Origin of the sequence: Sphingopyxis sp., assembly GCF_016463645.1 — a bacterium.
Taxonomy (GTDB): domain Bacteria; phylum Pseudomonadota; class Alphaproteobacteria; order Sphingomonadales; family Sphingomonadaceae; genus Sphingopyxis.
The window spans coordinates 1-12,787 of the sequence record NZ_JAEMQX010000104.1; the positions used below are offsets into that span (position 1 = coordinate 1).

The window sequence follows — 12,787 nt, forward strand, 5'->3', positions numbered from 1 at the left end:
GCCTTGTGCTGGATCGCCATCAGCCAGCCGCACGTCGCGGTGGCGAGCATGGTGAGATAGGGGTAGCTGCCCGCGAGCCGGTCGCCGGTCGGGGCGCTCACCATCCAGTCGGTGACCGCGCGGCACGCGTCGACGAGCTGCTGCAACTCGGGGAAATCGGCGGCGCCAGCCGCGATATCGTCGATCAGGGAGCGAACGAGGTCGCCGCCCGCCATGCCGAGCTTGCGCCCGACGAGATCGGCCGCCTGGATGCCGTTGGTGCCTTCGTAGATCGGGGCGATGCGCGCGTCGCGATAATGCTGCGCGGCGCCGGTCTCCTCGATGAAGCCCATGCCGCCATGAACCTGCACGCCGAGGCTCGCGACCTCGCAGCCGATGTCGGTCGCGTGCGCCTTGACCAGCGGGATAAGGATGTCGGCGCGCATCGCGGCGGCTTCGTCGCCCAATTTGCCGAAATCGATCTGCGCGGCGGCATAATAGGTCAGTGCGCGCGCGGCCTCGGTCTGCGCGCGCATCCGCCACAGCATGCGGCGCACATCGGGGTGCCGGTCGATCGCGACGGGGGTGCGGTCGGGCGAGCCCGCGAGCGCCGACTGGACGCGCTCGGCGGCGAAACGCTGCGCCTGCTGCGTCGCGCGCTCGCCGATCTGGATGCCCTGGCAGCCGATCATCAGCCGCGCGTTGTTCATCATCACGAACATCGCGCGCATGCCGCCCATTTCGTCGCCGACGATCTCGCCGAGGCAGTCCTCGTCCTCGCCATAGACCATCACCGCGGTCGGAGAGCCGTGGATGCCGAGCTTGTGCTCGATCGAGGCGCAGTGGACGCCGTTCGAAATCGTTGGCTTGCCGTCGGCGTCGAGGCGGTATTTGGGGACGAGGAAGAGCGAGATGCCGCGCGTTCCCTCGGGCGCGCCGGGGGTGCGCGCGAGGACGAGATGGACGATATTGTCGGTGAGATCATGCTCGCCGAAGGTGATGAAGATTTTCTGCCCCTTGATCCTGTAGAGGCCGGCATGCTCACCTTCGGTGACCTTTTCGGCGGTCGAACGCAGCGCGCCGACGTCGCTGCCCGCGGCGGGCTCGGTCAGGTTCATCGTGCCGTTCCACTCGCCGGTGATCAGCTTGGGAAGCCAGGTCTGACGCTGGTCCTCGGTGCCATAGGCCATCAGCGCGTGGATCGCGCCGGGGGTGAGAATGCTGCAAAGCGAGAAGCCCATGTTCGCGCTGCCGAGCGCCTCGATCACCACCGTGGCGAGGGTGAAGGGCAGGTCCTGCCCGCCATAGTCGCCGGGCCCGTCGATGCTGCCCCAGCCGGCCTCGACGAACTGCCTGTATGCCTCCCTGAAGCCCGGGGGCATGGTGACGCTGCCATTGTCCCATTCGGGGTTTTGCGTATCGCCGACGCGGTTGAGCGGGGCATAGACGTCGGCGGCGAACTCGCCGATGCCGGTGACGATTGCCTCGACCATGTCGGGGGTCGCGGCGGCAAAGCGTTCGTGGCTCGCCATCGCGTCGACGCGCGCGATATGATTGAGGACGAAAAGCTGTTCGGTGGTGGGCGGCGTATAAGACATGGGCCGACTTTCCTGGTGAATATCGTTGCGCGGGCGCTATAGCGCGGCATGGCCGACGGTCAAACGCGCATGACAACCGATATCCGCCCGTTCGGCGCGGAGGCAATGGCGCGCGCCGGGGGGCTGATCGGGGAGGGGCAGCCGGTCGCGGTGCCCACCGAGACGGTCTACGGCCTCGCTGCCGATGCGCGGAATGCCGAGGCGGTCGCACGGATATATGCGGCGAAAGGCCGCCCCGATTTCAATCCGCTGATCGTGCATGTGCCCGATCTGGCGGCGGCGGAGCGGCTGGGGATATTCGGCGAGGTCGAGCGGGCGCTGGCGGCGCGTTTCTGGCCGGGGCCGCTGACTTTGGTCGTGCCGCGCAGCACCGATTGCCCGGTGGCGAGCATCGCGACGGCGGGGCTCGATACGATCGCGATCCGGGTGCCGGGGCATCGTGCGATGCAGGCTTTGCTCGCGGAGAGCGGTGCGCCGCTGGCGGCGCCGAGCGCCAATGCGAGCGGGCGCGTGAGCCCGACGAAGGCTGAACATGTGCTGGCGAGCCTCGACGGACGGATCGCGCTGGTGATCGACGATGGGCCAACGACGGCGGGGGTGGAATCGACGATCGCGCGGGTGAAGGATGGTACCGTCGAGGTTCTTCGACCGGGGCCGGTGACGACGGAGATGCTGGCGGCCGCGAGCGGGCTGACGGTGACCGGCGTGAAGGGCGCCGAGATCGTCGCGCCGGGGATGCTCGCGAGCCATTATGCGCCGGGCAAGCCCGTCCGTCTGGGCGCAAGCGAGTTTGCGGACGATGAATATGGCATCGGGTTCGGATCGGTCGCAGGCGATTATGACTTGAGCGCGAGCGGCGATTTGACCGAGGCGGCGGCGCGGTTGTTCGATGCGCTGCATGCCGGGGCGGCGAGCGCGAAGACGAAGATTGCGGTGGCGGCGATCCCGGCCGAGGGACTGGGCACGGCGATCAACGACCGGCTGGCGCGGGCCGCGGTTTAGGCGGCTGCGGGCTCGACCGGGTCGGCGTGCGGGACCTTGCGCGCGACGATCAGGCAGGCCGCAACGATCAGCACCGCGCCCGCGATCGTCGGCAGCGTGACCGCCTCGTCATAGAAATACCAGCCGAAGATCATCGCCCAGAGAAAGCCGGTATATTCGGTGGTCGCGAGGATCTGCGTCTCGGCGCGGGCATAGGCCCAGCTCAGGAGCAGCAGCGAGGTCGTCGCGAGCACGGCGGCGCCGAGGATGTTCGGTGCCTGCCCCGCGTCGGGCACGGCCAGGAACCATGGCGCACCCAGCGCGAGGATCGCGGCGACGAAGAAATTCTGGAAGAAGGCGATTTCCATCGGCTCGGCCATTTTTGCCTGCCGCCGCGCGAGGATGAGGTTGTAGGCGTAGAAGATCGCCGAGAGGAACACCGCGCCGACCGCGAGCAGGGCCTCGTCCGAATAGTCGCTGCCGCCGAGCTTGCCCGCGACGATGACGATCACCCCCGCGAGCCCGAGGATCGAGGCCGCGATCGAGCGCGGGCCGATCTTTTCGCCGAGGAAGATCGCGGCCATGTAGAGCGCCATCAGCGGTGCGACGAAGGCGAGCGCGATCGCTTCGGCCATCGGCAGCCGCGCGAGCGCCCAGAAGAAGCTGAGAGCCATGCCCGCGACGAAGAGCGAGCGCCAGGCGTGAATCCGCATCGTCGCCTTGTCCGGCCATTTCGGGCGGCTCGCGAACCAGATGAGGCCGCTGACCAGCGTGCCGGTGCCGGTGCGCCAGAGCACGGCGTTATAGGCGCCGATGTCGATCGACAGCCCCTTCATCAGCACGTCCATCGCCGAAAAGGTCGCGATGCCCGCGCAGGCGATCAGGAAGGGGATGACGGGCGAGGGCGAATCGGGGCGCATGGGGGCGCCTTAGCGGAAGGTCGCCTGCCCCGCGCCGTCGATGTTGAGTTTCTGTCCCGAGCAATAGCTGTTGGCATCGCTGACGAACCAGACGACTGCCGCTGCGACATCGGCGGGGACGGCGACGCGGCCGAAGGGCATTTTGGTATCGAGGTGGTGGATGTCGTCGTTGCCGGTGACCGCGCGCGACAGTTTTTCGCCCATGTCGCTGACGGTGAGTGCGGGTGCGACGATGTTGACGCGGACGCCGTTTGCGAGCTCCTCCTTCGCAAGCGTCAGCGCGAGGGCTTCGCCCGCGGCTTTGGCCATCGTGTAGGGGGCGCCGTTCGGCGAGTTCACATAAGTTGCGATGCTCGAGATGACGATGATGTCGCTGCGCTCGTGAGTTCGGAGTTGGGGTAGCGCGAGGCGGCTGAGGCGGTGCGGGCCGGCGGCGTGGACGGCGAAGAGCTTGTCGACTTCCTCGGGCGCGGTGTCCGCCACGGACAGCCCGCGGCTCGCGATGCCGGCGTTGTTGACGAGGATCGACATGGGGCCGAAATCGGCCTCGACCGCGGCGATCATCGCGGCGCAGGCGGCCTCGTCGGTGACCGAGGCCTGATAGGCCTTTGCCTTGCGCCCGAGCGCCTGAACGGCGGCGACGGTTTCGGCGGCCGCCTCCTCGCCGCGCGTGTAGTTTACCGCGACGTCGGCGCCGGCCTCCGCAAGCCCGATCGCGATGCCGCGGCCGATGCCGCGCGAGGCGCCGGTGACGAGCGCGACGCGCCCGGCGAGGTTCATGTCGGTCATCGCTCTCTCCCTAGTCCATCAGTTCGTTGTAGATGTCGTCGTCGCTGCGGCTCGCGGCGTTGCGCCATTCGGGCGCGGCCTTGCGGTTGAGCACGGTGCCGTTCGCATCGAGGATGGCGACGGTCGGCGTGCCCCTGATCCGGAAGCCGAAGCGTTTCGCGACCTCCGGGTTACGGCCGAGGCCGCGGATATGCGGCATGCCGATATCGGCGTAGACGATCTCGTAGCGGTCGCGGACGGGGGCGAAGCGGTCGGTGGCGAGCAGGTTCGCGAGCCAGGCGCTGTCGTGGCAGCCATTCGTGCCCATGACGAGAAGGACCGGCTTGCCCGACTGTCCGGCTTTCGCGAGCGCGGCGTCGATCGCGGGCATCGGGTCGGGTCCGAAGGCGTCGCTCCTGTAGGGATCGGCGACGCCGGGGATCGTGCGCGTTTCGGCGGCAGATGCCGGAGCAAGCGGCAGCAATGCGGCGGCGAAGGCGAGGGCGAATTTGCGCGTCATGGCCGGACGATAGGTTTTGCATGACGTTTCCGTCAACGTAAGATAGCCTCCCGGGCATGAGCTGGAAAAAAGAGATCGAAGAGCTCGGGCAGCGCCGTGCGATGGCCGAGAAGATGGGCGGCGAGGAGAAGGTCGCGCGGCAGCACGGTCGCGGCAAGATGGACGCGCGGGCACGGCTCGCGGCGATCGTCGATCCGGGCAGCTTTCGCGAGATCGGCAAGATCGCGGGGCGCGGGAAATATGGCACCGATGGCGAACTGGAAGATCTGGCGGCATCGAATTTCATCTTCGGGCGCGCGAATGTGGGCGGCCGGCCGGTCGTCGCTTCGGCCGACGATTTCACCGTGCGCGGCGGCGCGGCCGACGCGGCGCTGCACCGCAAGTTCATCCAGTGCGAGGCGATGGCGCATGAATATCGCCTGCCGCTGATCCGCATGATCGACGGCACCGGCGGCGGCGGGTCGGTGAAAACGCTCGAGGATATGGGATACACCTATATCCCGCATGTGCCGGGCTGGGACGAGATTATCGCCAATCTCGATACGGTGCCGGTGGTGGCGCTGGCATTGGGGCCGACCGCGGGACTGGGCGCGGCACGGGTGGTGGCGAGCCATTACAGCGTGATGGTGCGCGGGCTGTCGCAGCTTTTCGCGGCGGGGCCGGCGGTCGCGGCGGCGATCGGCGAGACGCTCGACCGCGAGGAGCTGGGCGGCAGCGACGTGCATACGCGCAACGGCGTCGTCGACGACGAGGTCGGATCAGAGGCCGAAGCCTTTGCGGCGGCGCGGCGGTTCCTGTCGTATCTGCCGTCGTCGATCCACGACCGCGCCTTGCGGACCGGATGCAGCGATCCTGTGGGTCGCCGCGACGAGGCTTTGCTGTCGATCGTCCCGCGCGAGGCGAAGCAGGTCTATTCGATGCGGCGCATCGCGAACGTGGTGTTCGATCAGGACAGCGTCTTCGAGATGGGCGCGCGCTGGGGACGGGCGGTGATCACCGCCTTCGCGCGATTGGACGGCTACCCGGTCGCGGTGCTCGCGAGCGATCCCTCTTACCTCGGCGGGTCGTGGGACGCGAAGACGAGCGAGAAGGCCGAGCGGTTCGTGAAGATGGCCGACCAGTTCCGGCTGCCGATCGTGCACCTCGTCGACAATCCGGGCTTCATGATCGGCGGCGAGGCCGAGCGGACGGGGACGATCCGGTACGGGGTGCAGGCGATGAACGCGATCTACCGCGCGACGGTGCCGCTGGCGTCGGTCGTCGTGCGGCGCGCTTACGGGATCGCCGGGAGCGCGATGTCGAACGCCGAGCGCTTCCAGTATCGCTTCGCGTGGCCGTCGGGCGACTGGGGCAGCCTGCCGATCGAGGGCGGGGTCGAGGTCGCATACAAGAGCGAGCTGGAGGCGGCCGAGGATCCGGCGGCGCATCTGGAGGCGATCCGCGAGCGGCTGAACCGCGTGCGATCGCCGTTTCGCACCGCGGAGAAATTCGGGGTCGAGGATATCATCGACCCGCGCGATACGCGGCCGCTGCTTTGCGAGTTTGCCGATCTGGCGTGGCGCGTTATCAACAGCCGTTAGAAGAGGCTCGCCGCGGGAGCCGCCGACGGAGGGGAAGCGGATGACCGGCGGACGCCACTACGGTATGGACTGGCTCAGGATCGGGGCGTTCGGCCTGCTGATCCTCTATCATATCGGTATGTATTTCGTGCCGTGGGGCTGGCATGTGAAAATCGCCGAGCCGATCGACTGGGTGACGATCCCGATGCTCGCGAGCAACAGCTGGCGGCTGCCGTTGCTCTTCCTCGTTTCGGGCTATGCCAGCGCGGCGCTGTTCGCGAAGCTGGGCGGCAGCGGTGCCTTCGCGCGGTCGCGGAGTTCGCGGTTGCTGATCCCGCTTGTCTTCGGGATCGTCGTCGTCATCCCGCCGCAGCCGTGGATCGAACTGGTCACGCAGCACGGCTACACCCGTGGTTTCATGCATTTCTGGGCGCACGACTATTTCCGGTTCGGCGCGCTCGAAGGGATCATCCTGCCGACGTGGCAGCATCTGTGGTTCGTCGTGTATCTGTGGGTCTACACGATGCTCGCGGCGTTGCTGCTCGCGGCGATCCCGGAGACGGCGCGGGCGAAAATCACCGCTATCGCTGCGGGCGCGCTGCGCGGATGGCGCATGCTCGTTGCGCCGCTGGCGCTGTGGCTGCTGATCTATGTCCTGTTTCCGACGCATGACGAGACGCACGCGCTGTTCGACGACGGGCCGTCGCATCTTCACTATCTGGTGCCCTTCTTCGTCGGCTGGCTGCTTCGCGTGCGGCCGGTCTTGTTCGAGACCGTGGCACGATACTGGAAGATGGCGCTGCTGATCGCGCTCCTCGCTTTCGCGCAGATCGCGTGGATCGAGTGGACCTGGCCGGGCAATATGATCGCGCCCGAAGAGGTGTCTTCGCTTTATCATCTTGCGCGGCTGGTGAATGGCTGGACGATGATCGTCGCGCTCGTCGGGATCGCCGACCGCTATTGGAACCGCGACCATCCGCGGCGCGCGATGCTCGCCGAGGCGGTGTTCCCTTTCTACATCGTCCACCAGACGATCATCGTCGTCACCGGCTGGTATCTGTTGCGGGCGGGCGTCGCGGCGCTGCCCTCCTTTCTGATTCTCGTCGCGGCGACAGTGACCGGATGCTGGCTTTTCTACCTGATCGGGCGCAGCATCGGCTGGCTGCGCCCGCTGATCGGGCTGCAGCGCCGATAGGGAGAGAGGGCATGGGGGCAGCGAAGGGCATCCTTGCGGTCGTCGGTGTGGCGATGATGGTCGTCGGCGGGCTGTGGGCCCTGCAGGGACTCGACATCGTGCGCTGGCCGGCGAGCAGCTTCATGCTCGGCGACACGGCATGGACGCGTAACGGCGTCGCGACGGCGATCGTCGGCGCCCTGCTGGTCTGGTTCGCGCGCAGGAAATGAACATCGACTACAAATGTAGTTGATCTGTATTGTCTGCGTGATACACTTCGGTCCGGCCGGGGCTGGATTGGAGACAGATATGATTCGTTCGTCGCACCTTTTACCCGCGCTTCTGCTTGCCGCCGGAGTGGCGGGCGGGTCTGCCCTTGTCCCGCCGCCCGCGATGGCGGCCGATGAGGTGAGCGCCGACGCGATCGCGGAGAAATATGCCGCGCTGCTCGAACGCGACTATCTCTATCCCGAAACGGGCAAGCGTTATGCCGAGGCGATCCGCGCCGGCATCGCGGCGGGGCGCTACAAGGCGCTCTCCGGCGAGGCGCTGGGCGCCGCGATCGACCGCGATGTCAATGCGGTGTCGCCCGACGGGCATTTGCGGTTGCGCGTGCCCGAAGCGGCGCCTGGGGCGACCGCGCCCGCGCCCACACCGGGTGCCGCGGCGCCGGTTCGGCGTCCGCCGAAGGTGCCGGTCGAGCAGGCGGGCTGGATCGCGCCGGGGATAGCCTTCGTCCGTTTCAACGTCTTTCCGCAGGACGAGGCTGTGACGGCACAGGCAGCCAAGTTCATGGCCGACCATGCCGATGCGAAGGCGGTGATCTTCGACATCCGCACCCATAACGGTGGCGGGCTCGACCAGATGGACGTCATCTTTCCGTGGCTGTTCGGCAAGGAAACGCGGCTCGTGACAATGGCGACGCGCGCGTCGGTCGACGCCGACGGCGGATCGCCGATCGCCGGCGTGCCGTCGATGCGCATGGCCAAGGGCGATGCGGGCATGGTCGCGCGCGAACATTGGGCGACGCCGAATGCCGATACACGGCTGCGCGATGCCAAGGTCTATGTGCTCACGTCGGGCGCGAGCGCATCGGCCGCCGAGCATTTCGCGCTTGCGATGAAGCACACGGGACGCGGCGTGCTCGTCGGCGCGCCGACCGCGGGCGCCAATCATTTCGGGCGCGGCGAGGACCTCGGCGGCGGCTATGGCGCCTTCATCCCGGTCGGGCGCACCTATGATCCGGCGACGGGAAAGGATTGGGAAGGCGAGGGGGTTCTGCCCGACATCGCGGTGGCGCCGGCCGATGCGCTGGCGCGGACGCTCACCGAGCTTGGCGTTGAGCCCGCCGAGGCGAAAGCGCTGTCGGATGCGCGCATGCCGGGCTGGCCGATGGAACGGCGGAAGCCGCGCGGCGCGCGCTAGGACTTGTGCAGATAGGGCAGATTGTCGCGGAAGCAGGCCTCGATATTGTTGCCGTCGGGGTCGAGCAGGAAGGCGCCATAATATCCCATGGCGCCTTCGCGCGGCCCGGGCGCGCCATGATCGGTGCCGCCCGCGGCGATACCCGCTCCGTGAAAGGCGTGCACCGCGTCCTTCGACGGTGCAATAAAGGCGATGTGCATCTGGTTGATCCCGGCGCGCGAGCCCTCGATCCAGTAGCTCGGGTGCTGCGTGCCGATCCAGAGATAGGGGATCGGCTCCTCCCTGCTCTTCCCGAAGAGGAAGGATTCGGGGCTGTTATTGACCGTCACGAGCCCGAGCGGCTTCGCGATCGCGTCGTAGAAGGCGCGCGCTTTGGCCAGGTCGGTGACGACGATTCCGGTATGGTCGAACATCGACAGGGAACGCGTGGGGCAACCTCCCCGTTCCGCGAACGGGATCGGGGTCAGGCGCTGGCCAGCGCCGTCAGCGCATCCCCATCCACCCGCATCACCGTCCATTCGTCCATCAGCTTCGCGCCGAGGCTCTGGTAGAAACCGATCGACGGCGCGTTCCAGTCGAGCACCGACCATTCGAGGCGGGCGCAGTCGCGCTCCGTGCAGAGCCTGGCGAGATGTGCGAGCAATGCCTTGCCGAGCCCGGAGCCGCGCGCTGCGGGACGCACGAACAGATCCTCGAGATAGAGGCCGGGGCGCCCCTCGAAGGTCGAGAAATTGTGGAAGAAGAGCGCGAAGCCCTGTGCCGTCCCGTCGATCTCGCCGATCACGACCTCGGCATAGGGGCGCGCGCCGAACAGTTTCTCGCCGAGCCTGGCCTCGTCGAAGCGGACTTCGTGCGACAGCTTTTCATATTCGGCGAGGTCGCGGATGAACTGCGCGATGAGGGACAGGTCCGCGGGCGTCGCGGGGCGGATGGCGAGGGTCATGCAATTTTCCGTGATTGAAAGAAGCGATCATAGGCCACGAACAGCGCCGCGCCGATCGACGAGGCCATCAGCGCGACGACGAACGCGTCGAAGAGCATCAGCGCCCAGACGAGGGCGTCATGCGCGCCGAGCGCCCAGCGGTGGTTCATGCCGTGAAGCCACGAGAGCGGGGCGAAGCCGAGCGGGGCCAGCACCGCGAGCAGCAGCAGCCACGGCCAGCTTCGGGTGACCAGCGGCTTCATCGGTGTCGCCCGGTCGCCGAACAGTCCCGCGAGCATCACGAACAGGAAGGGCAGCGAGAGCAGGCTGAACAGGATCGGGACGGCGACCGGCGCCTTGCGGTCCGTCAGCAGGGGGAAGAGTTCGCCGGCCGACCCTATCGCCATGAACAGGACAAAGCCGAGGATCAGGCGGCCCCAAGCGACCTGCCGGACGTCGTACCAGCGCCCGCCGTGCGTGCGGCACCACCAGAAACGCGCCGATGCGACAAAGGCCAGCACGAGCCCCGCAATCTTCAGATAGCCGAAGCCCATGCGCAGCGGGTGGTCGCCGAGCGCGCGACCCTTTTCGAGGCTGTCGAACATGCCAAGATGGATTTCGGCGACATGTTGCAGCAGTTCGGGGATGAAGACGAGCGCGACGACGGCGGGCCCGATCACGAAAAGACCGAAGGAGCGGCGAAGATAATCGGCGAGCGCAGCGCCGAACGCGCGGACGACCGTCACGCTGCCTTGCCGTGCAGATTGTCCATGCTCACCGCGCTGCCCGCCTCGATCTCGGCCGCCTTCGCTTCGACCAGCCTGACGATGTGCCCGATCATGTCGGCGTCCTCGACATGGTGGTCGGTGACGCCCGACAGGAACACCATATGCTTGCCGTTGCCGCCGCCGGTGATGCCGATGTCGGTCTCGCGCGCCTCGCCGGGGCCGTTGACGACGCAGCCCAATACCGAGAGCGACATCGGGGTCTTGATGTGCTGGAGCGCCTCTTCGAGCGCCTGCACGGTGCGGATGACGTCGAAGCCCTGCCGCGCGCAACTGGGGCAGGAGACAACGCGGACGCCGCGTGTGCGCAGGCCCAGCGATTTCAGGATCTCGTACCCGACGCGCACTTCCTCTTCGGGTTCGGCCGACAGGCTGACGCGGATCGTGTCGCCGATGCCGGCCCACAGGAGGTTGCCGATGCCGAGCGCCGACTTGACCGTGCCGCCGATCAGCCCGCCCGCCTCGGTGATGCCGAGATGCAAGGGGCAGTCGACCGCGTCGGCGAGCTGCGCATAGGCGGCGACCGCGAGGAAGACGTCGCTCGCCTTCACCGCGACCTTGTATTCGTGGAAATCATGATCCTGCAAGAGCTTGATATGGTCGAGCGCGCTTTCGACGAGCGCCTCGGGGCACGGCTCGCCATATTTTTCGAGCAGATCCTTTTCGAGGCTGCCGGCGTTGACGCCGATGCGGATCGCGCAACCGTTCGCCTTGGCGGCGCGGACGACCTCGCCGACGCGTTCGTTGCTGCCGATGTTGCCGGGGTTGATGCGCAGGCAGGCGGCGCCGGCGTCGGCGGCTTCGAGCGCGCGCTTGTAGTGGAAGTGGATGTCGGCGATGATCGGGATACGCGCCGCGCGCACGATCTGGCCGAGCGCGGCGGTCGAATCGGTATCGGGGCACGAAACGCGGATCAGGTCGGCGCCCGCTTCCTCGCAGCGGCGGATCTGGTCGATCGTCGCCACCGGATCGCTGGTCAGCGTGTTGGTCATCGTCTGGACGCTGATCGGCGCGCCGCCGCCGACGGGGACATTGCCCACCATGATCCGGCGGCTCGTCCGCCGTGCAATGTCGCGCCAGGGGCGCAGGCCGGGATTATGATCGCTCATCGATATTGCTCGCAGAGGGGATATGCGCCGCTCTTTAGCCGCCCGGGCGCCACTTGGCAAAGCGCGAAGGGCTGTTGCGTCAAAGACACAGTTTGACACGGATTTGCAATTTTCGAGCAATTTTAGTTTGTGCGTCGCAGCAAAATCGGCAACTTCTGATGCGTTCGCAGTCACACGCCCGCATCGAAGAGGCGTGGATGCGTACGGCAGGCCGGGACGATCCGTTTTTTATCTAGGGGGATCACCCATGAAGTTTCTTACCAAGGCGTGTTTCGGCATGCTGCTCGCCGCGTCGGCCATCTCGACGCCGGCCTTTGCCCAGGAAGAAGAAGCGGCCAGCGGCCCGTTCACGCTTTCGGGCGGCATTGCGGTCACCTCGGACTATCGCTTCCGCGGCATTTCGCTGTCGAACGAAAAGGTCGCGGTGCAGCCGACGCTGACGGTCAGCCACGAAAGCGGCTTCTATGCCGGCGTGTGGGGCTCGTCGCTTCCCGACAGCCCGGCCTATGGCAAGTTCGAACTCGACGTCTATGGCGGCTTCGCGACCGAAATCGCGCCCGGCACCACGGCCGATATCGGCGTGACCTGGTATACCTATCCGGGCAGCGACGACGGCGGCGCGCCGACCGACTATTTCGAAGGCATCGGCAAGCTGTCGCACGACATCGGGCCCCTGTCGGTCACCGGGATGGTCGCCTATGCGCCGAAGCAGGATTCGCTGGGCGACGACGACAATATCTATCTGAACCTCGGCGCCGGTTTCGGCATTCCCAACACGCCCGTCACGCTGACGGCGGGGGTCGGCTATAACGACGGCTCGCTCGGCCTCGTGTCGCCCGACGGCAAATATGTCGACTGGTCGGTCGGTGCGTCCTTCGCCGCCGGCCCGCTGACCTTCACGGCGCAATATATCGATACCGACGTCAAGAAGACGGGCGTGAAGGCCGTCGACACGCTTTACGATCCAACCGTGGTCTTTACGCTGGGCGCATCTTTCTGATCGCCTGACGGGTCAGCGACCACGCGCGAAGGGGGCGGCTTCGGGTG

General features: G+C 67.1%; 14 protein-coding genes. 6 read left to right on the plus strand and 8 right to left on the minus strand.

Translation table 11 applies throughout. The annotated features are described in order from the left end of the window. Positions 1-1,577: acyl-CoA dehydrogenase family protein (locus JHC57_RS17125; protein WP_294031498.1), on the minus strand; the 1,577-nt coding region annotated here is incomplete at its 3' end. Positions 1,578-1,625: 48 nt separating this feature from the next. Here JHC57_RS17125 and JHC57_RS17130 point away from each other — a divergent pair. After that, on the plus strand, positions 1,626-2,579 hold the full coding sequence (locus JHC57_RS17130; protein WP_294031500.1) for an L-threonylcarbamoyladenylate synthase: 954 nt from the start codon (positions 1,626-1,628) through the stop codon (positions 2,577-2,579). On the opposite strand, the gene JHC57_RS17135 is transcribed toward JHC57_RS17130, so the two are convergent. The 3 genes from JHC57_RS17135 to JHC57_RS17145 are packed head-to-tail and all read right to left on the minus strand — an operon-like array spanning position 2,576 to position 4,766. After that, positions 2,576-3,478, minus strand: coding sequence for a DMT family transporter (locus tag JHC57_RS17135; protein WP_294031502.1), 903 nt, complete (start codon positions 3,476-3,478; stop codon positions 2,576-2,578). The genes JHC57_RS17130 and JHC57_RS17135 overlap by 4 nt on opposite strands. A gap of 9 nt (positions 3,479-3,487) precedes the next feature. Next, complete coding sequence (locus JHC57_RS17140; RefSeq protein WP_294031503.1) at positions 3,488-4,267, minus strand: SDR family oxidoreductase; 780 nt, start codon at positions 4,265-4,267, stop codon at positions 3,488-3,490. A 10-nt stretch (positions 4,268-4,277) separates the two neighbouring features. Then, the gene (locus JHC57_RS17145; RefSeq protein WP_294031504.1) at positions 4,278-4,766 is read right to left on the minus strand and encodes a thioredoxin family protein; all 489 of its coding nucleotides are present in this window, start codon (positions 4,764-4,766) and stop codon (positions 4,278-4,280) included. Between the two features lie 56 nt (positions 4,767-4,822). On the opposite strand from JHC57_RS17145, the gene JHC57_RS17150 reads away from it, so the two are divergent. The 4 genes from JHC57_RS17150 (at position 4,823) to JHC57_RS17165 (ending at position 8,924) form a co-directional block, all read left to right on the plus strand. Then, positions 4,823-6,346, plus strand: coding sequence for a carboxyl transferase domain-containing protein (locus tag JHC57_RS17150; RefSeq protein WP_294031505.1), 1,524 nt, complete (start codon positions 4,823-4,825; stop codon positions 6,344-6,346). A 40-nt stretch (positions 6,347-6,386) separates the two neighbouring features. Next, the gene (locus JHC57_RS17155) at positions 6,387-7,520 is read left to right on the plus strand and encodes an acyltransferase family protein (RefSeq protein ID WP_294031506.1); all 1,134 of its coding nucleotides are present in this window, start codon (positions 6,387-6,389) and stop codon (positions 7,518-7,520) included. A gap of 11 nt (positions 7,521-7,531) precedes the next feature. Then, a complete protein-coding gene (locus JHC57_RS17160) occupies positions 7,532-7,729 on the plus strand; it encodes a hypothetical protein (RefSeq protein ID WP_294031507.1) in 198 nt (65 codons plus the stop codon). A gap of 79 nt (positions 7,730-7,808) precedes the next feature. Then, a complete protein-coding gene (locus JHC57_RS17165) occupies positions 7,809-8,924 on the plus strand; it encodes a S41 family peptidase (protein ID WP_294031509.1) in 1,116 nt (371 codons plus the stop codon). Here the strand turns inward: JHC57_RS17165 and JHC57_RS17170 are convergent. From JHC57_RS17170 to ispG, 4 genes are read right to left on the minus strand one after another with little or no spacing between them, the layout of a single operon-like run. Continuing rightward, complete coding sequence (locus JHC57_RS17170) at positions 8,921-9,337, minus strand: VOC family protein (protein WP_294031511.1); 417 nt, start codon at positions 9,335-9,337, stop codon at positions 8,921-8,923. The two genes, JHC57_RS17165 and JHC57_RS17170, sit on opposite strands and share 4 nt — an antisense overlap. Positions 9,338-9,387: 50 nt before the next feature. Next, positions 9,388-9,867, minus strand: a complete 480-nt coding sequence (locus JHC57_RS17175) for a GNAT family N-acetyltransferase (RefSeq protein ID WP_294031512.1) — start codon at positions 9,865-9,867, stop codon at positions 9,388-9,390. Further along, positions 9,864-10,592 (minus strand): hypothetical protein, encoded by a 729-nt coding sequence (locus tag JHC57_RS17180; protein WP_294031514.1) that lies wholly within the window; start codon positions 10,590-10,592, stop codon positions 9,864-9,866. Before JHC57_RS17180 ends, JHC57_RS17175 begins: the two co-directional genes overlap by 4 nt. Beyond that, positions 10,589-11,740, minus strand: coding sequence for a flavodoxin-dependent (E)-4-hydroxy-3-methylbut-2-enyl-diphosphate synthase (gene ispG / locus JHC57_RS17185; protein ID WP_294031516.1), 1,152 nt, complete (start codon positions 11,738-11,740; stop codon positions 10,589-10,591). Before ispG ends, JHC57_RS17180 begins: the two co-directional genes overlap by 4 nt. Before the next feature lie 247 nt (positions 11,741-11,987). On the opposite strand from ispG, the gene JHC57_RS17190 reads away from it, so the two are divergent. Beyond that, entirely contained in the window at positions 11,988-12,740 is a 753-nt protein-coding gene (locus JHC57_RS17190; protein ID WP_294031518.1) for a TorF family putative porin, read from the plus strand. The last annotated feature ends 47 nt before the right edge of the window (positions 12,741-12,787 follow it).